Below are 16,614 nucleotides of genomic sequence, written 5' to 3'. Positions count from 1 at the left end.
CGTAGTAACGCGGATTTATTTGTAGACGGCATGCGGGGATATTGGGCCAGCTCCGCACAGCGGACACAATTATAAAAATTACCGCCGCAGTCCACTGGCTGTCGGCAGGAGACACGCTATGCCCCGTCTGGCTAAACACCTCGCCTGGTTTGCCGTGGCTGTCCTGGGAGCGTTTGCGCTAAGTGTCGTGGCCCTGCGCCGCGGCGAAGCGATCAACGCCCTCTGGATCGTAGTCGCAGCAGTCGCTATCTATCTTGTCGCTTATCGCTACTACAGCCTGTTCATCGCCACCAAGGTGATGCAACTCGACCCCAATCGTGCCACCCCCGCTGTCGTTAACAATGACGGTCTGGACTACGTGCCGACCAACAAACACGTACTCTTCGGTCACCACTTCGCCGCCATCGCTGGCGCGGGGCCGCTGGTCGGTCCGGTCCTGGCGGCGCAGATGGGCTATTTGCCCGGTACGCTGTGGCTGATTGCCGGCGTGGTGCTGGCCGGTGCCGTTCAGGACTTCATGGTCCTGTTCATGTCCACCCGCCGCAACGGCCGTTCCCTGGGCGACATGGTCCGTGAAGAAATGGGCCGCATCCCCGGGACCATCGCGCTGTTTGGCTGCTTCCTGATCATGATCATCATCCTCGCGGTGCTGGCGCTGATCGTGGTCAAGGCCCTGGCCGAGAGCCCGTGGGGGATTTTCACGGTGATGGCGACCATCCCGATCGCGATGTTCATGGGCATCTACATGCGCTACATCCGCCCGGGCCGCATCGGTGAAATCTCCGTGGTCGGCGTGTTGCTGCTGCTCGGTTCGATTTGGCTGGGCGGGCAGATTGCCGCTGATCCGGTCTGGGCCAAGGCCTTTACCTTTACCGGGATCCAGATCACCTGGATGCTGATCGGCTACGGTTTTGTCGCAGCGGTATTGCCGGTGTGGCTGATTCTGGCGCCGCGGGACTACCTGTCGACCTTCCTGAAAATCGGCACCATCGTGGCCTTGGCGATCGGCATCCTGATCACCATGCCCGACCTGAAAATGCCGGCGCTGACCCAGTTCGTCGACGGTACCGGGCCGGTATGGAAGGGCGGTCTGTTCCCGTTCCTGTTCATCACCATTGCTTGTGGCGCAGTTTCCGGTTTCCACGCGCTGATTGCTTCCGGTACCACGCCGAAGTTGTTGGCCAGCGAAGGCCATGCCCGTTACATCGGTTACGGCGGCATGCTGATGGAATCCTTCGTCGCCATCATGGCCATGGTTGCTGCGTCGGTGATCGAACCGGGTGTGTACTTCGCCATGAACAGCCCGGCGGCGCTTGTCGGCTCTGACGCTGTTTCGGTGGCTCAGACCGTCAGCAGCTGGGGCTTTGCAATTACCCCGGAAGCGCTGCAAGCGGTGGCCAAGGACATCGGTGAAACCACCATCCTGGCCCGTGCCGGCGGTGCGCCGACCCTGGCAGTCGGTATCGCGCAGATCCTGCACCACCTTCTGCCGGGTGAAAACACCATGGCATTCTGGTACCACTTCGCGATCCTGTTCGAAGCGCTGTTCATCCTGACGGCAGTCGATGCCGGTACCCGTGCCGGACGTTTCATGCTGCAGGACTTGCTCGGTTCCTTCGTGCCAGCGCTGAAACGCACTGAATCCTGGACCGCCAACCTGATTGCGACCGCCGGTTGTGTGGCGATGTGGGGTTATCTGCTGTACCAGGGCGTGATCGATCCGCTGGGCGGCATCAACACCTTGTGGCCGTTGTTCGGTATCTCCAACCAGATGCTGGCCGGTATCGCGCTGATGTTGGCGACCGTTGTGCTGATCAAAATGAAACGCCAGCGCTATGTCTGGGTCACCATGCTGCCCGCCGTGTGGCTGCTGATCTGCACCACCACCGCCGGCTTCATCAAGCTGTTCGATGCCAACCCGGCGATCGGTTTCCTGGCCCTGGCCAAGAAATACAGCGATGCGCTGGCCAACGGTCAGATCCTCGCCCCGGCCAAGAGCATCGAACAGATGCAGCACGTGATCTACAACGCCTACACCAACGCAACGCTGACGGCGCTGTTCTTGCTGGTGGTTTTCAGCATCCTGTTCTTTGCACTCAAGGTCGGTATCGCCGCCTGGGGCACTAAAGAACGTACGGATAAAGAAGCGCCATTCCAAGCTCTGCCGGACGCTTGATCGAGGATTGCAGCATGTTCAATGACCTGAGTCGCCTCGGTAAATACCTCGGTCAGGCCGCGCGCCTGATGGTCGGGATGCCCAACTACGACACCTACGTCGAGCACATGCAAACCAAGCACCCGGACAAACCGGTGATGAGTTATGAGGTGTTCTTTCGGGAACGCCAGGAAGCTCGTTACGGAAGCAAGGCTGGGCCGAAGTGCTGTTGATGGTCGGTGGCAGTGATGCCACCTGAATAGCTAATAAAGAACCCGGCTGATGAGGCCGGGTTTTTTTTGAGTGAATGGCGTTGGTCGATCCGTGTTGAGTCAGCTTGCGGGGATGGTTTGGAGCGTTTCGAGATCCAGCAGGGTGAAATAACCACGGTCCGGCCGCCAGCCACCCGTATCGATGTGAATCACATTGCCAAGGCTGACGGGCATATAAAGCGGCGTATGCCCTACGACCAGTGCGCGCAGGCCTTCAACGCCATGCGTTTCCTGCTGATCGATCCGCCTTCGTGACCACATGCAGTAGTGCTGCGCTTCCTGCAGACGCCTGTTGCTTTCCGGCGACTCCAGTTCCTTTCGCAGCTGCTGCCATGATGGAAATGGACAATCGGCGTGCACGATGCCGATCAGGCCGTGTGCCGTTTCGACTTCGATCGCGATAGGGAGCTTGGCGAACTGCGCCGCGAATGCTTGCTTCTCGATCAACGACAGGCCCGTGAACCATGAGCCCCCGTTGAGTATCCAGCTGTCGATGTCGCAGGTATCGAAATACACCACGTAGTCGTCATGGTTGCCTCGCACCGGGTGGAACCATGGTTTGTCCAGCCAATCGAGCGCGTCACGGCACTCGGGCCCGCGGTCAATCAGATCGCCAACACTGAACAGCCGATCTACCAAGCGGTTGAACCCGGCTGCATCCAGTGCGGCCTGCACCCCAGTGAAATGGCCATGAATATCACCGACCGCGAAATCTCGGCCGGCAACATTTGCGGCGAAGTGCTTCACGCGCGACATCTCTAAAGTTTCGAACATGGGAATGCCACTCCGGCAGCTCCCCAACGGGCTAGTCCGTTGAGTTTAGGCCAGAAAGTGGTACTCGATCGTTAGCGCGCCGACAGGCAGTCCTTTACCGCCTGCCCGACAGGATGCCCGGATCAAGCATCGTCAGAGCGAGTAGGCCGTCGCTTGCCCGAAATGGTTGTCCTGCACTCCGGCGATAAGGTGCAGAGGCATGTGTTGCGCATCCATGGATGGAACTTCGAAACTCTCCACTATCTGGGTGGGGCGCTCACTCAGCCCGGTCGACTCTTCGACAAGAGCCTTGGCCATTCTCGCGTGGTTCGCTGCGATTTCATTGAGAGTTGACACGTTACATCTCCCGGTGACTGACCAAGCGCATCGCTGGCGTCCTAAGCGTTAATTAAAGTGCTGCCGCGTCAGAATTACGTCGTTCTGGGGCTGCTACGAGCGTCTTCTGCAAACCTTAAGCCAGGAATAGTCAAAAAAATCGCGCAGCGTTTTTGATGCGACGAATGGTGGTGCCGCCATAGCGGTTGGCTGTTAAGGGGATATTTCCTGAGCCTATAAGGCCGGGGAAAAAGGTGATTAGACGTGCCGAAGTTGTTTTGTTAAAAAAATAGTGCATGGCTGCTATTGACGCGCCAATGCATCTCCATTCGGTTAGATGGAAATCGCCCAACATTGAGCTGGGCAACGATCAATGAGTCTGATGCCGATACAGGGATAAGTAACTGCGACTTTGGCCAACTGCTCGCGCACAGAGGTATTGGGCTCATTGATCCCCTTTCTCTTCCTCAGGTTGATCCTTTCGAACGAACAACATCGCACAGCGTTCTGCTGGTTGCTCGGGTGACGCCGCGCTACAGTCACCCCTTTCAGGACAAGGAAGTATCATGTGTATTTTGAAAGTAGCGGTGACTCGACCCATTTTCCGCCAATGGCTGATCACTGCTTCTATCGGCTTTTTTGCAGTGGCGGGCGGTGCGCAGGCTCAAACCACGCCACAGGCGAACCAGGAGATAAAGGGCTTGCTGGATTTTGTGGAGCGCAGTGAGTGCAAGTTCGTGCGCAACGGCAGTGAATACCCTGGGCCCCAGGCTCGGGCACATCTCGAAAAGAAGCTGGATTATCTCGAAGGCAAGAACCTGGTGAGCAGCGCAGAAGACTTCATCGATCTCGCTGCCACTAAAAGCAGCATGAGTGGCAAAGCCTACGAAGTGCGTTGCTCAACAGGCGTCCAGCCGACGAGCACCTGGCTGAAGACAGAGCTGCAGAGACAACGCCAGCTCCATTGAGCCTATCCCCGAAACGAGAAAGCCCAGTGCAACTGCTGGGCTTTTTCGTTTCGGGGATTCGAAAGTCGTTGTCGACGCCGGAGCGGGGGTGAAACGGACTGAATTACAGAACGCTTTCCATAATAGTGATGGAAGACATGCCGAAAGACGATGATTCCACCAAACCCCAGAAACGACAAAGCCCTGAATAATCAGGGCTTTGTCGTATAAAGATGGCGGAGGCGATGGGATTCGAACTCATGGACCTGTTACAGTCGACGGTTTTCAAGACCGTTGCCTTAAACCACTCGGCCACACCTCCGTTTGCGTTGCGGGCGCTATAATACCTGAATGAAACACACTGTCAAACTCTCTGCATAGCTTGTTACAGAGCGTCTGTTATGATCTTTGCGACTGAACGTTTCAAACCAACAGGAGTGTCGCCATGCGCGAACAGGATTACGCAGTTAATAACAGGGTGCAGGCTGAGCAGCTAGAGGTTAGCCGCGTCCTGCGCAACACTTACGGCTTACTCGCTCTCACCCTCGCATTCAGCGGCGTGATGGCGTTTGTCGCTCAGCAGATGCGTGTCGGCTACCCGAACGTTTTCGTGGTGCTGATCGGCTTCTACGGCCTTTTCTTCCTCACCAACAAACTCCGTGATTCGGCCTGGGGCCTGGTGTCGGCATTTGCCCTGACCGGTTTCATGGGTTTCCTGCTCGGCCCGATCCTCAACCGTTACCTGGGCATGCAGGGCGGCGCCGAGGTGGTCAGTTCGGCCTTCGCGATGACTGCGCTGGTGTTCGGCGGTCTGTCGGCTTATGTGCTGATTACCCGCAAGGACATGAGCTTCCTGGGTGGTTTCATCACCGCTGGCTTCTTCGTGCTGCTGGGTGCGACGCTGGCGAGCCTGTTCTTCCAGATCAGTGGTCTGCAACTGGCGATCAGCGCAGGTTTCGTGCTGTTCTCCTCGGTCTGCATTCTGTTCCAGACCAGCGCCATCATTCACGGCGGCGAGCGCAACTACATCATGGCGACCATTAGCCTGTATGTATCGATCTACAACCTGTTCATCAGCTTGTTGCAGCTGTTCGGCATCATGAGCCGCGATGACTAATCGTCAGCCTTGAGGAAAAAACCCGCTTCGGCGGGTTTTTTCTTGCCTGCGATTTGAGTAATGGATCACGCCATCGGTGGCAAGCGACGCTTGACCGGGGTTTTCTTGACGATTGCAGTGTTGGTTTCGGCGTGGGTGTTCAGACGGTCGAGCAGGGTGTCCAGTTGTTCCATCGAACGCACATGCAGGCGTGCGATGAAACAGTCGTCGCCGGTGACTTTGTCGCACTCGGTAAATTCGGGAATGGCCTGAATCTGCCGTTCCACTTCCTGCAACTGGCCTGGCAGCGGACGAATACGGACGATGGCCTGGAGTTGATAGCCAAAGCATTTGGGGTCGATCTCGACGGTGTAACCCTTGAGCACGCCACGCTCTTCGAGGCGGCGCAAACGCTCGGCGACGCTGGGCGAGGACAGGCCGCTGATCTGCGCCAGAGCCTTGAGCGAGCGGCGTGAGTCTTCCATCAATGCCGTAATCAGCACTTGGTCGATATCGTCGGTCATGGCGAAACCCCTATTAGGCAATTAATTCAAACCGCCTTGATAAAAAAGGCAGAAATCGAGTTTAGCCTGCTTTTTGCGCTGGAGAAGCCCCTCGGCGGATTGGCATACTTTGGGCTCAAACACAGGAGTCTGATGATGGACAAAACAATACGTCACGGGTCATTCGAAATGACCGCCGCCATGCTGATTTCCGGGACCATCGGCTGGTTCGTGCTGGTGTCCGGGCAACCGGTGCTGGACGTAGTGTTCTGGCGTTGCGTGTTCGGCGCCGGCACGTTGTTGCTGATCTGCGCGGCATTCGGCTTCCTGCGCCCCGGCATTCTGACCCGCACCACATTTTTGCTGGCCGTGCTCAGCGGCGTGGCGATTGTCGGCAACTGGGTGCTGTTGTTTGCTTCTTACTCCCGCGCCTCGATTGCCATCGGCACCGCGGTTTACAACGTTCAGCCGTTCATGCTGGTGGGGTTGGCCGCGTTGTTCCTCAACGAGAAAATCACCCTGCAGAAACTGTTCTGGCTGGGCATTTCGTTTCTCGGGATGCTGGCGATTGTCAGCGCACATGGCGGGCAGGGCGAGAGCGGCAATGATTACCTGATAGGCATCGCTCTGGCGCTGGGGGCGGCGTTCCTTTACGCGATTGCCGCGTTGATCATCAAACGCCTGACCGGCACACCGCCGCATCTGATCGCGCTGATTCAGGTCCTCACCGGCGTGCTGTTACTCGCGCCATTCGCGCACTTTTCGGCGCTGCCGCAAGCGCCCAGCGCCTGGGCCAGTCTGGTCACCCTGGGCATTGTCCACACCGGCGTGATGTACGTGCTGCTCTACGGCGCCATTCAAAAGCTGCCGACGGCACTGACCGGTGCGCTGTCGTTCATCTATCCGATTGCAGCGATTTTCGTTGACTGGTTCGCTTTCGGCCATCGCCTGGAGCCGCTGCAATGGATCGGTGTCGCCGCGATTCTGTTGGCCGCTGCCGGCATGCAACAGGGTTGGAGCCTGAAGTTTCGTCGGGCGGTGACGACGCAGTAAGCCATCAAGAAACCTCAGATGTTCCAGCGCGGTGCCGTCTTGGCCAAGCGCTGGCGCATCTCGCCGATGTTGGCGGCTAATTGCCGGACCAATAACCGGTAGCCGTCCAGCGGATTGTAAACCGGCGCGGTCAGGCTTGAATCCGACGGCAGTTCGACGGGCCGACTGAGCCGCTGGGACGCACCGGATTTCAGTGCTCGGGCCATACCAATCAGTTGCACCCGAATCAGCCGATGCTCGGCTTTCAAGGCCGATTGCAGATGGGCCATGGCATCGGGGTCACTGGCGTCAGGTCGGGTGTTGCCGAGGATTTCCAGGGTGCTGACGCACATCCGCAGATGACGCTGAATGGCATCGAGTTCGGTCATGGAGATCCGCACTTCTTTGGACACCGATGGCATCAACGAGCGCAGTTGCACCATCACCGTGTTCAGGCGGCCCACGAGTTTATGGTGTTCGTCATCGGTGACCGACTGGCCATTGATGATGCGCCCGTAAATCGTCGCGCAGTCGCGCAAGGCATCGGCCAGGTTGTAGCGCCAGGAATAAACCGCGTAGAGCGGCAGCGCGAATGAAAACGCCAGGGCCAGGGCGATGCCGATCAGGATGTCCACCCCACGCCACAACCCGTCGGTGATCGGATTATCGCCATGCCCCGCGACGATAAACACGGTAATCGCCGAGAGCAACGCGGTGTAACCGCCCTTGCCGATGGCGTGGTACGAGAAGAACCCGCAAACCACGGCCATCGCGAAATAGGTCAGCCACGGCATCCCGAGCCAGGCCTGTTGCGCCACCAGCAGCAAGCCGACGCCGGCACCGATCAAGGTGCCGATGGCGCGTTCGGCGGCTTTTTTGCCGATGTTGCCGTGGTGCTGCAAACCGCCGATCACCACCAGCATCGTCACCGACGCCCACTCACCGTGGGGCAGATGGATGCCGGTGGTCAGCAGGATCGTTGCCAGCAACCCCAGCGACACACGTACCGCGTGGATCACTCTGGCGTGGCGATAACGCCGGTACGGGTCCAGCAACGGACGCAGCAGTCGGCGCATTAACGGTGGCAGTCGATTGGCTCTGAATGTGCTCAGGCTCGGTCTCCTCAGAAGATGTAATCGGTGGTCAGGAAGCTCGAACTGCGTCCGCTGATGATCTCGCTGATGAGTTCTTTGTTGGTTTCCTGAAACTTGGTTGCCACAAGCGTGCGAATCGAAAACACCCGCAGCGCATCATGCACCGACAGCGTGCCTTCGGCGGAGTTCTTGCGGCCGTTGAACGGAAAGGTGTCCGGGCCGCGCTGGCACTGGGCGTTGAGGTTGATCCGCCCGACCTGGTTGGCGAAGGTGTCCACCAGCCGGCCGACAGCCACGGGGTTGGTGCCGAAGATACTCAACTGCTGGCCGAAGTCCGATTCCAGGACGTAATCGATCACCGTGTCCAGATGCCGGTAAGGCACGATCGGCACGACCGGGCCGAACTGTTCTTCCTGATAGACGCGCATCTGCGGCGTCACCGGGTACAGCACGGCGGGGTAGAAGAATGATGCGCGGGCTTCACCGCCGTTGGGGTTGACCACGGTGGCGCCTTTGCTCACGGCATCCGCCACCAGCGAGTGCAGGTAATCGACCTTGCTCGCTTCCGGCAACGGCGTCAGCGCCACGCCGCTGTCCCACGGCATGCCGGGTTTGAGGTTGGCGAGTTTGGCATTGAATTTCTCGATGAACGAATCGACCACGTCTTCATGGACGAAGAGGATTTTCAGCGCGGTGCAGCGCTGGCCATTGAACGACAGCGAGCCAGTGAGTGCTTCGCTGACGGCGTTGTCCAGATCCACCTCAGGCAGCACGATGCCAGGGTTTTTCGCATCCAGGCCCAACGCCGCGCGCAAGCGGTGCGGTTTTGGATGGAGTTTTTTCAGGTCGCTGGCGGCCTTGTTGGTGCCGATAAACGCAAAGATATCGATCTTGCCGCTGGCCATCAGCGCGCTGACGGTCTCGCGGCCGCTGCCGTAGATCACGTTGATCACCCCGGCCGGGAAGCTGTCGCGGAACGCTTCCAGCAACGGACGAATCAGCAGCACACCCAGCTTGGCCGGTTTGAACACCACGGTGTTGCCCATGATCAGCGCCGGGATCAGCGTGGTGAAGGTTTCGTTCAACGGGTAGTTGTAAGGTCCCATGCACAACGCCACACCCAGCGGTACGCGGCGGATCTGGCCGAGGGTGTCCTGTTCCAGTTCGAAGCGGCTGGAGCGGCGGTCGAGCTCCTTCAGCGCGTTGATGGTGTCGACGATGTAGTCGCAGGTGCGGTCGAACTCTTTCTCCGAGTCCTTGAGGTTCTTGCCGATTTCCCACATCAGCAACTTGACCACGGCTTCGCGCTGTTCACGCATGCGTCCGAGGAAGGCTTCGACGTGCTGGATGCGTTCGGCCACGCGCATCGTCGGCCACAGGCCCTGGCCCCGGTCATAGGCGCGGACGGCGGCGTCGAGGGCGGTCAATGCGGTGTCGGCATCGAGCAGCGGCGTGCTGCCGAGGATCACTTGTTCGTCACCATTTTCACCCGTCAGGTACACCGGGCTGCGGACCTGGGCGAGGGGCCCGGACCAGGTTTTCAGCTCGCCGTCGACCAGGTATTCACGCTGCTCGGTCTGGCCGTCGAGGCGGTATTTTTCCGGGATGTCGGTGGCGTCGGGAAACAGGTTGCCAAGAATGTGTGCTGTGGTCATGTCGCTACCCCGTCTGGATTGGGTGATGCGGATAAGGTCTGTTATCGCTACGCACTGCCATCAGGTCAAGGCCTGATCACAACGCGGGTGTCGAAAGTGGTGGCGAGAGGCTGCCTATTACAGACTGCGCGCTCGATCAGCATAGCTGAATCGTTTTACCAGATGGCAACACGGATTGTCATGACCTACAGCACATGCAGTCTTGATCGGTTGAAAGAGGGATGAAAGTGGTGGTTTTTGACCTGAGAACACACAACGGCCGATGCTGCGGTTAAACTTCGCGCTCTTTCTAAAGGAGTTCATATGAGTTACTACCAGCCGGGCATTCTCGCCACCCCAGTTCCGCCTCAAGCCCGTCATATGTTCTTCGCACTCGAATCCGCCGCTGCATTGCCGGCCGCGCTGGAGAATCTTAAGGGGTTGGTGGACGGGAAGTCGGCAGTGGTCGGGTTCGGTGAATCCCTGGTCAAGGCCCTCAAGGGGCAAATCGAAGGCCTGCGCGCCTTTCCAGCGTTGACCGGTGTCGGCGTCGATAACCCGTCGACCCAGCACGCGCTCTGGTGCTGGTTGCACGGTGTCGACCGTGGCGAATTGCTCAATCGCAGCAACGCCATCGAAGCCGCGCTGGCCCCGGCCCTGCGCCTGGTGCAGATGAACGAAACCTTCCGCCACCTCACCGGCCACGACCTGACCGGTTATGAAGACGGCACCGAAAACCCTCACGACGAAGCCGCCGTCGCCGCCGCGCTGGTGAGTGACGGCACTGACGGAATGGTCGGCGGCAGTTTCGCCGCGATCCAGCAGTGGCAGCACGACCTGAAAGGTTTCCACGCGAGGCCGTCCCATGAGAAGGACAACATCATGGGCCGTCGTTTGAGCGACAACGAAGAGCTAGACGACGCGCCGATCTCCGCTCACGTCAAACGCACCGCCCAGGAAAGCTTCGCCCCCGAGGCATTCGTGGTGCGCCGTTCCATGCCCTGGATCGAAGGCGATCGCGCCGGCCTGATGTTCCTGGCCTTCGGTTTCTCCCTCGACGCCTTCGAAGCCCAACTGCGCCGCATGAGCGGTCTGGAAGATGGCATCACCGACGGTTTGTACCGCATCAGCCGGCCGATCACCGGCGGCTACTACTGGTGCCCGCCGCTCAAGGACGGTCATCTGGACCTGCGCTCACTGCGCATCAGCTAAACATCAGGGAGTGAGTATGAACGTGGTGCGTTGGGGCATGATCGGGTGTGGCAGCGTCGCTGAACGCAAGAGCGGGCCGGCCTTCTACAAGGCGCCCGGCTCGGCGCTGGTGGCGGTAATGGGCCGGCGTCTGGAGGCAGTGACGGATTACGCCGCGCGCCACGGCATCGCTCGGGTCTACACCGATGTGGACGCGTTGATCAATGATCCCGAGGTCGACGCGGTATACATCGCCACGCCGCCTGACAGTCATCACGCTTACGCCTTGAGGGTGGCCGCCGCCGGCAAACATTGCTGCGTCGAAAAACCGATGTCGTTGAATGCCGGACAAAGCCGTGAGATGCAAAAGGTCTTTGCCGATGCCGGGCTGCACCTGTTTGTTTCCTACTATCGGCGTTCGCTGCCACGCTTCCAGCAGGTGCGGCAATGGCTGGAGGAAGGGCGGATCGGCGAGGTCCGGCACCTGACCTGGACCCTGACCAAAGCGCCATCTCCGACCGATCTTGGCGGTACAGATAACTGGCGCACCGACCCGACCATTGCTGGCGGTGGTTATTTCGCCGACCTGGCCAGTCATGGCTTCGACCTGTTCCAGTACCTGCTTGGCGACATCGTTGAAGTCGCCGGGTTTACCGCGCACCAGGCCGGTTTGTATGCCGCCGAGGATGCCGTCAGCGCCAGTTGGCGGTTTGCTTCGGGCGCCCTGGGTATGGGCTGCTGGAATTTCGTTGCGGACCGACGTGAAGATCGGGTCGAGCTGATCGGCAGCAAAGGCCGGATCAGCTTTTCCGTATTCGATGAACATCCGGTTCAGCTTGAAGCCGATGAAACTCTCAGCCTGCACATCGAAAATCACCACCACATTCAATGGCATCACGTACAGGGTATGAACGCCCATATCCGTGGAGAAGCGCAGCATCCAGCCGTGGCCGAACAGGCATTGAAAACCGATTGGGTGATGGACCAGATCCTCAAGCGCGACTGATAAAAGATCAAAAGATCGTCCGAACGCGGCCCGAACCTTCGGCAGCTCCTACATGGCATCGCGTACACCTGTAGGAGCTGCCGAAGGCTGCGATCTTTTGATCTTCTAACCTTATGCTCAAACAGTATTTCTCAAGCCTGTCATTAGAACTTTAAGATCGCGTCATAACTCGTTATGACAAGTGATCTTCCATGACCGATAACGTTCTATCCCTGAGCAGTGTTCCGCTGCACACCCAACTGCGGGATGTGCTGCGCGCCCGCATCCTTGACGGCGAATACCCGCAAGACAGTCAGATGCCTTCCGAAAGCGAACTCGGCGCGCTGTTCAAAGTCAGCCGCATCACCGTGCGCCAGGCCTTGGGGGATCTGCAGAAAGAAGGGCTGATCTTCAAGATCCACGGCAAGGGCACCTTCGTCGCCAAGCCGAAAACCTTCCAGAACGTCAGCACCCTGCAAGGCCTCGCCGAGTCCATGACCGGTCGCGGCTACGAGGTGATCAACCGCCTGCGCAGTTTCAAATTCATTCCCGCCGACAAACTCGTTGCCGAGCGCTTGCACGTCGCCGAAGGCGAGACGGTGGCGCAGATCAAACGCGTGCGGCTGATCAACCGCGAGCCGATTTCCCTGGAGATCACCTACCTGCCCAAGGCCATCGGCGAGCGCCTGGAGAAGGCCGATCTGGTCACTCGCGACATTTTCCTGATCCTGGAAAACGACTGCGGCCTGGCGCTCGGTCACGCGGATCTGGCCATCGACGCAGTGCTGGCCGACAGCGACCTGACCCAGGCGCTGAACGTCGAGCCCGGCTCGCCGATCATGCGCATCGAGCGTTTGACCCACGACGCCAGCGGCCAGCCCGTGGACTTCGAACACCTTTACTATCGCGGCGATGCCTTCCAGTACCGCCTGCGGATCGACCGGCAAAAAGGGGCGCAGGCATGACTCACGGCTCAATGACTAGAAAGACGCTCGAACAGGAATACGACATCGTCGTGATCGGCGGCGGCACCGCAGGACCGATGGCGGCAATCAAGGCCAAGGAACGCAACCGCGATTTGCGCGTGTTGCTGATCGACAAGGCCAACGTCAAACGCAGCGGTGCGATCAGCATGGGCATGGACGGCCTGAACAACGCGATCATTCCCGGCCATTCGACGCCGGAGCAATACACCAAGGAAATCACCATCGCAAACGACGGCATCGTCAATCAGGCGGCGGTCTATGCCTACGCGACCCACAGCTTCGAAACCATCGAGCAACTGGACCGCTGGGGTGTGAAGTTCGAGAAGGACGAAACCGGCGACTACGCGGTGAAAAAGGTCCACCACATGGGCGCCTACGTGCTGCCGATGCCGGAAGGTCACGACATCAAAAAAGTCCTGTATCGCCAGTTGAAACGGGCGCGGGTCAGCATCACCAATCGGCTGGTCTGCACACGCTTGCTGACGGACGAAGAGGGCGCGGTCAACGGCGTGATGGGGTTCGACTGCCGCACCGCCGACTTCCACGTGATCAAGGCCAAAGCCGTGATCCTCTGCTGCGGCGCCGCCGGGCGTCTCGGTTTACCGTCCTCGGGCTACCTGATGGGCACCTACGAAAACCCCACCAACGCTGGCGACGGTTACGCCATGGCCTATCACGCCGGGGCAGAACTGGCGAACCTCGAATGCTTCCAGATCAACCCGTTGATCAAGGATTACAACGGCCCGGCCTGCGCCTACGTCACCGGTCCGTTGGGCGGCTACACCGCGAACAACAAGGGTGAACGCTTCATCGAGTGCGATTACTGGAGCGGCCAGATGATGTGGGAGTTCCACCAGGAGCTCGAAAGCGGCAACGGCCCGGTGTTCCTCAAACTCGATCACCTGGCCGAGGAAACCATCCAGAACATCGAAGAGATCCTGCACAGCAACGAACGCCCGAGTCGCGGCCAGTTTCATGCCAATCGCGGCACCGACTACCGCACGCAAATGGTCGAGATGCACATCTCGGAAATCGGTTTTTGCAGCGGTCACTCGGCTTCCGGCGTGTGGGTCAACGAGAAGGCCGAGACCTCGGTCAAGGGTTTGTACTCGGCGGGTGACATGGCCGCGGTGCCGCATAACTACATGCTCGGCGCGTTCACCTACGGCTGGTTTGCCGGCACCAACGCGGCGGATTTTGTCGCCGGTCGCGAATTTTCAGCGGTCGATGCCCAGCAGATCGAAACAGAAAAGGCCCGGGTCTACGCACCGCTGGACCGCGAACACGGTCTGCCGCCAGCGCAAGTGGAGTACAAGCTGCGACGTTTTGTGAACGACTACCTACAACCGCCGAAAGTGACCAAAAAAATGCAGATCGGCCTGCAACGCTTCAGCGATATCCAGCGCGATCTCGATCAGATCAAGGCCCACAACGCCCACGAACTGATGCGCGCTATGGAAGTCAGCATGATTCGCGACTGCGCCGAAATGGCCGCCCGCGCTTCGTTGTTTCGCGCCGAAAGCCGCTGGGGGCTTTACCACTATCGGGTCGACCACCCGCAACGCAACGACAGCGACTGGTTCTGCCATTGCCACCTGAAGAAGGATGAAAACGGACTGATGACCAGTTTCAAGAAAGCCGTCGAGCCTTACATCATCCCGCTGGGCGCCGATGAAATGCAGGCCTACGACCGGCTGCGAGTCGGTGCCTTTGCTGCCTGAGCCTCACCAAAAGAGAGACCGCGAAAATGGCCTATCAACCCCAGGAAATCTTCTTCCGCTCCAACGCGCCTGTAACGGTCGATGAGGACCTTTGCATCGCCCACAAAGGCTGCACCGTGTGCGTCGACGTGTGCCCGATGGACCTGCTGGCGATCAACCCGGCCACGCAAAAGGCCTACATGGCGTTTGACGAATGCTGGTATTGCATGCCGTGCGAAAAGGACTGCCCGACCGGGGCGGTGAAGGTCGAAATCCCGTACCTGTTGCGCTGATCTGAAAGGACGCTATCGCGAGCAAGCTCGCTCCCACAGGTTTCGTGGTGTTGGCAGGATTTGCGGCCGATGAGGCCGGCCCTGACAACAAAAAAGCCATCCGGCAACCACCGGACGCCTGATTCAAACACCCCTCGTTTCCCACCGCGCCCTGATCGTGGCGGAGACGAATATCCTAAAAATGATTCGAGGGGATTTACCTATGTCTTTGCCAATATTGCTGCGTGCAGCATTTGCCGGTCTGGTACTGGCCTCATTCACCCTGTCGGCGTCGGCCGAAACCATCCGCATTGCCATCGGCACCCAGGACACCACCATCAACTGCGCCGCCGGCGGCCTGTTGATTCGCGAGCTGGGCCTGCTGGACAAATACCTGCCCCACGACGGCCCCTACAAAGACGCCAAGTACGAGGTGGAGTGGAAGAACTTCACCAGCGGCGCGCCCCTGACCAACGAGATGGTCGCCGGCAAACTCGACTTCGGCGCCATGGCCGATTTCCCCGGTTCGTTCAACGGTGTGGCGTTCGAAACGGCGGGCAAGCACAGCCTGTTTATCAGCGTGCTGTCGGGTAGCATCAAGGGCAGTGGCAACGGCATCGTGGTGCCGAGCGCCTCGAGTGTGCAGTCGCTGGCCGAACTCAAGGGCAAGACCATTTCCGTGCCGTTCGCCTCGACGGCGCACGGCATGTTGCTGCGGGCCGTGGCTGCCCAAGGCTGGGACCCGCTGAAAGACGTGAACATCATCGCCCAGCCGCCGGAAGTCGCCGGCTCGGCCTTGCAGGCCGGGAAGATCGACGCCCACGCCCACGCCGACTTCGTGCCGTTCGCCGAACTGTTCCCCAGCCGTGGTTTCGCTCGCAAGATCTATGACGGCGCCCAGGCCAATGCGCCGACTTTTCACGGTGCGTTAGTGGATCAGGCCTACGCGAAAAAGTACCCGGAAATTGTGGTGGCTTACCTGCGTGCAAGCATTGAAGCCAACCAGTTGCTCGCGGCTGAGCCGGAGAAATACAGCGAGTTGATCGCCAAGGTCACCGGCGTCGATGCCGAGGTCAATTACCTGTTCCACGGTCCGCTGGGCGTGCAAACCCGCGACCTGAGCTGGAAGCCGGAATACCGTCAGGCCGTCGGGACCGCCATCGACACTCTCAAACTGTTGAAAAAAGCCGATCGAGGGTTGGACCTCAATACCTTCATCGACGACCAATACATCCGCGCCGCGTTCAAGGCCTCGAAGCTGGATTACACCGCGCAATTGGCCAACTACGCGCAGACGCCGCTTAAAGCGGTGGATGCGTCGAGCGGCAAAGCCATCACCGATTTCAGCCATGTGGCGGAGATCTGGGTGCGTGGCGAGCCGAAGGTTCGGCAGTACGCCTCGGCGGAGTCGGCGTTCACCGCGTTGGCCAGCCTGAAGCAGGAAGGCAAAAACATCCGCGCGGTGTATGCCCAGGCGAGTGACAGCGGGATCAAGTTGCTGGCGGATCAGGCGTGGTTTGCCAGTGATGCGAAAGGGCGCCTCAGCGCGTTTCTGCTCAAAGGCCAGGCCCAACAATTCGCCACGGCACAGGGCGGAAAAGTCTTCGACTTCACCGACGCTACCACCCAAGCCGTCGCCGTCCGCTAACCCCCGGAAC

The 16,614-nt window shown here is 59.3% G+C and carries 16 protein-coding genes and 1 tRNA gene; 11 read left to right on the top strand and 6 right to left on the bottom strand.

Features of this window, described 5'->3' with window-relative positions:
• Positions 1-118: 118 nt before the first annotated feature.
• Positions 119-2,176, top strand: a complete 2,058-nt coding sequence (locus tag ACMXYH_RS18630) for a carbon starvation CstA family protein (protein ID WP_415764431.1) — start codon at positions 119-121, stop codon at positions 2,174-2,176.
• A 14-nt stretch (positions 2,177-2,190) separates the two neighbouring features.
• Positions 2,191-2,388 (top strand): YbdD/YjiX family protein, encoded by a 198-nt coding sequence (locus ACMXYH_RS18625; protein WP_415764430.1) that lies wholly within the window; start codon positions 2,191-2,193, stop codon positions 2,386-2,388.
• A gap of 99 nt (positions 2,389-2,487) precedes the next feature.
• Here ACMXYH_RS18625 and ACMXYH_RS18620 read toward each other — a convergent pair whose 3' ends face one another.
• Positions 2,488-3,201 (bottom strand): metallophosphoesterase, encoded by a 714-nt coding sequence (locus ACMXYH_RS18620; protein WP_415764429.1) that lies wholly within the window; start codon positions 3,199-3,201, stop codon positions 2,488-2,490.
• A 132-nt stretch (positions 3,202-3,333) separates the two neighbouring features.
• Positions 3,334-3,537, bottom strand: a complete 204-nt coding sequence (locus ACMXYH_RS18615) for a hypothetical protein (protein ID WP_134418062.1) — start codon at positions 3,535-3,537, stop codon at positions 3,334-3,336.
• A gap of 545 nt (positions 3,538-4,082) precedes the next feature.
• Between ACMXYH_RS18615 and ACMXYH_RS18610 the strand changes: the two genes are divergently transcribed.
• Positions 4,083-4,484: a DUF5329 domain-containing protein gene (locus ACMXYH_RS18610; protein WP_129443556.1), complete on the top strand. Its 402-nt coding sequence runs from the start codon at positions 4,083-4,085 to the stop codon at positions 4,482-4,484.
• A 213-nt stretch (positions 4,485-4,697) separates the two neighbouring features.
• On the opposite strand, the gene ACMXYH_RS18605 is transcribed toward ACMXYH_RS18610, so the two are convergent.
• Positions 4,698-4,785, bottom strand: a tRNA-Ser gene (locus ACMXYH_RS18605).
• 123 nt (positions 4,786-4,908) lie between these two features.
• Here ACMXYH_RS18605 and ACMXYH_RS18600 point away from each other — a divergent pair.
• On the top strand, positions 4,909-5,580 hold the full coding sequence (locus ACMXYH_RS18600) for a Bax inhibitor-1/YccA family protein (RefSeq protein ID WP_415764428.1): 672 nt from the start codon (positions 4,909-4,911) through the stop codon (positions 5,578-5,580).
• Between the two features lie 65 nt (positions 5,581-5,645).
• Here the strand turns inward: ACMXYH_RS18600 and ACMXYH_RS18595 are convergent, their stop codons facing one another.
• Entirely contained in the window at positions 5,646-6,083 is a 438-nt protein-coding gene (locus tag ACMXYH_RS18595) for an Lrp/AsnC family transcriptional regulator (protein ID WP_008155029.1), read from the bottom strand.
• A gap of 135 nt (positions 6,084-6,218) precedes the next feature.
• On the opposite strand from ACMXYH_RS18595, the gene ACMXYH_RS18590 reads away from it, so the two are divergent.
• Positions 6,219-7,115 (top strand): DMT family transporter, encoded by an 897-nt coding sequence (locus ACMXYH_RS18590; RefSeq protein WP_415764427.1) that lies wholly within the window; start codon positions 6,219-6,221, stop codon positions 7,113-7,115.
• Positions 7,116-7,129: 14 nt separating this feature from the next.
• On the opposite strand, the gene ACMXYH_RS18585 is transcribed toward ACMXYH_RS18590, so the two are convergent.
• Together ACMXYH_RS18585 and ACMXYH_RS18580 are read right to left on the bottom strand one after the other, a co-directional pair.
• Positions 7,130-8,170, bottom strand: coding sequence for an FUSC family protein (locus ACMXYH_RS18585; protein WP_178084125.1), 1,041 nt, complete (start codon positions 8,168-8,170; stop codon positions 7,130-7,132).
• A 47-nt stretch (positions 8,171-8,217) separates the two neighbouring features.
• Complete coding sequence (locus tag ACMXYH_RS18580) at positions 8,218-9,843, bottom strand: NADP-dependent glyceraldehyde-3-phosphate dehydrogenase (protein WP_129443560.1); 1,626 nt, start codon at positions 9,841-9,843, stop codon at positions 8,218-8,220.
• A gap of 303 nt (positions 9,844-10,146) precedes the next feature.
• Between ACMXYH_RS18580 and ACMXYH_RS18575 the strand changes: the two genes are divergently transcribed.
• From ACMXYH_RS18575 to ACMXYH_RS18550, 6 genes are all read left to right on the top strand, one after another.
• Positions 10,147-11,034, top strand: a complete 888-nt coding sequence (locus ACMXYH_RS18575; protein WP_415764426.1) for a Dyp-type peroxidase — start codon at positions 10,147-10,149, stop codon at positions 11,032-11,034.
• 16 nt (positions 11,035-11,050) lie between these two features.
• A complete protein-coding gene (locus ACMXYH_RS18570; protein ID WP_415764424.1) occupies positions 11,051-12,019 on the top strand; it encodes a Gfo/Idh/MocA family protein in 969 nt (322 codons plus the stop codon).
• A 191-nt stretch (positions 12,020-12,210) separates the two neighbouring features.
• Positions 12,211-12,963 (top strand): GntR family transcriptional regulator, encoded by a 753-nt coding sequence (locus ACMXYH_RS18565; protein ID WP_046048525.1) that lies wholly within the window; start codon positions 12,211-12,213, stop codon positions 12,961-12,963.
• Positions 12,964-12,974: 11 nt separating this feature from the next.
• Positions 12,975-14,705 carry a fumarate reductase/succinate dehydrogenase flavoprotein subunit gene (locus ACMXYH_RS18560; protein WP_415764423.1) on the top strand — a complete coding sequence of 577 codons (1,731 nt, stop codon included), beginning with the start codon at positions 12,975-12,977 and terminating at the stop codon, positions 14,703-14,705.
• A 26-nt stretch (positions 14,706-14,731) separates the two neighbouring features.
• Positions 14,732-14,977: a 4Fe-4S dicluster domain-containing protein gene (locus ACMXYH_RS18555; RefSeq protein WP_007946457.1), complete on the top strand. Its 246-nt coding sequence runs from the start codon at positions 14,732-14,734 to the stop codon at positions 14,975-14,977.
• 214 nt (positions 14,978-15,191) lie between these two features.
• Positions 15,192-16,604: an ABC transporter substrate-binding protein gene (locus tag ACMXYH_RS18550; RefSeq protein ID WP_415767723.1), complete on the top strand. Its 1,413-nt coding sequence runs from the start codon at positions 15,192-15,194 to the stop codon at positions 16,602-16,604.
• Positions 16,605-16,614: the final 10 nt, after the last annotated feature.

It is taken from the genome of Pseudomonas frigoris (genome assembly GCF_047758635.1).
GTDB classification, from domain to species: domain Bacteria; phylum Pseudomonadota; class Gammaproteobacteria; order Pseudomonadales; family Pseudomonadaceae; genus Aquipseudomonas; species Aquipseudomonas frigoris.
Note: the sequence above shows the minus strand (reverse complement) of the source record. Positions and strands in the feature narration are given on the sequence as shown.

Excerpts from the sequence above, each read along its gene's own strand:
- ACMXYH_RS18630 (WP_415764431.1), top strand. The coding sequence starts at position 119 with ATGCCCCGTCTGGCTAAACACCTCGCCTGGTTTGCCGTGGCTGTCCTG.
- ACMXYH_RS18625 (WP_415764430.1), top strand. The coding sequence starts at position 2,191 with ATGTTCAATGACCTGAGTCGCCTCGGTAAATACCTCGGTCAGGCCGCG.
- ACMXYH_RS18620 (WP_415764429.1), bottom strand. The coding sequence starts at position 3,201 with ATGTTCGAAACTTTAGAGATGTCGCGCGTGAAGCACTTCGCCGCAAAT.
- ACMXYH_RS18610 (WP_129443556.1), top strand. The coding sequence starts at position 4,083 with ATGTGTATTTTGAAAGTAGCGGTGACTCGACCCATTTTCCGCCAATGG.
- ACMXYH_RS18600 (WP_415764428.1), top strand. The coding sequence starts at position 4,909 with ATGCGCGAACAGGATTACGCAGTTAATAACAGGGTGCAGGCTGAGCAG.
- ACMXYH_RS18595 (WP_008155029.1), bottom strand. The coding sequence starts at position 6,083 with ATGACCGACGATATCGACCAAGTGCTGATTACGGCATTGATGGAAGAC.
- ACMXYH_RS18590 (WP_415764427.1), top strand. The coding sequence starts at position 6,219 with ATGGACAAAACAATACGTCACGGGTCATTCGAAATGACCGCCGCCATG.
- ACMXYH_RS18585 (WP_178084125.1), bottom strand. The coding sequence starts at position 8,170 with ATGCGCCGACTGCTGCGTCCGTTGCTGGACCCGTACCGGCGTTATCGC.
- ACMXYH_RS18580 (WP_129443560.1), bottom strand. The coding sequence starts at position 9,843 with ATGACCACAGCACACATTCTTGGCAACCTGTTTCCCGACGCCACCGAC.
- ACMXYH_RS18575 (WP_415764426.1), top strand. The coding sequence starts at position 10,147 with ATGAGTTACTACCAGCCGGGCATTCTCGCCACCCCAGTTCCGCCTCAA.
- ACMXYH_RS18570 (WP_415764424.1), top strand. The coding sequence starts at position 11,051 with ATGAACGTGGTGCGTTGGGGCATGATCGGGTGTGGCAGCGTCGCTGAA.
- ACMXYH_RS18565 (WP_046048525.1), top strand. The coding sequence starts at position 12,211 with ATGACCGATAACGTTCTATCCCTGAGCAGTGTTCCGCTGCACACCCAA.
- ACMXYH_RS18560 (WP_415764423.1), top strand. The coding sequence starts at position 12,975 with ATGACTAGAAAGACGCTCGAACAGGAATACGACATCGTCGTGATCGGC.
- ACMXYH_RS18555 (WP_007946457.1), top strand. The coding sequence starts at position 14,732 with ATGGCCTATCAACCCCAGGAAATCTTCTTCCGCTCCAACGCGCCTGTA.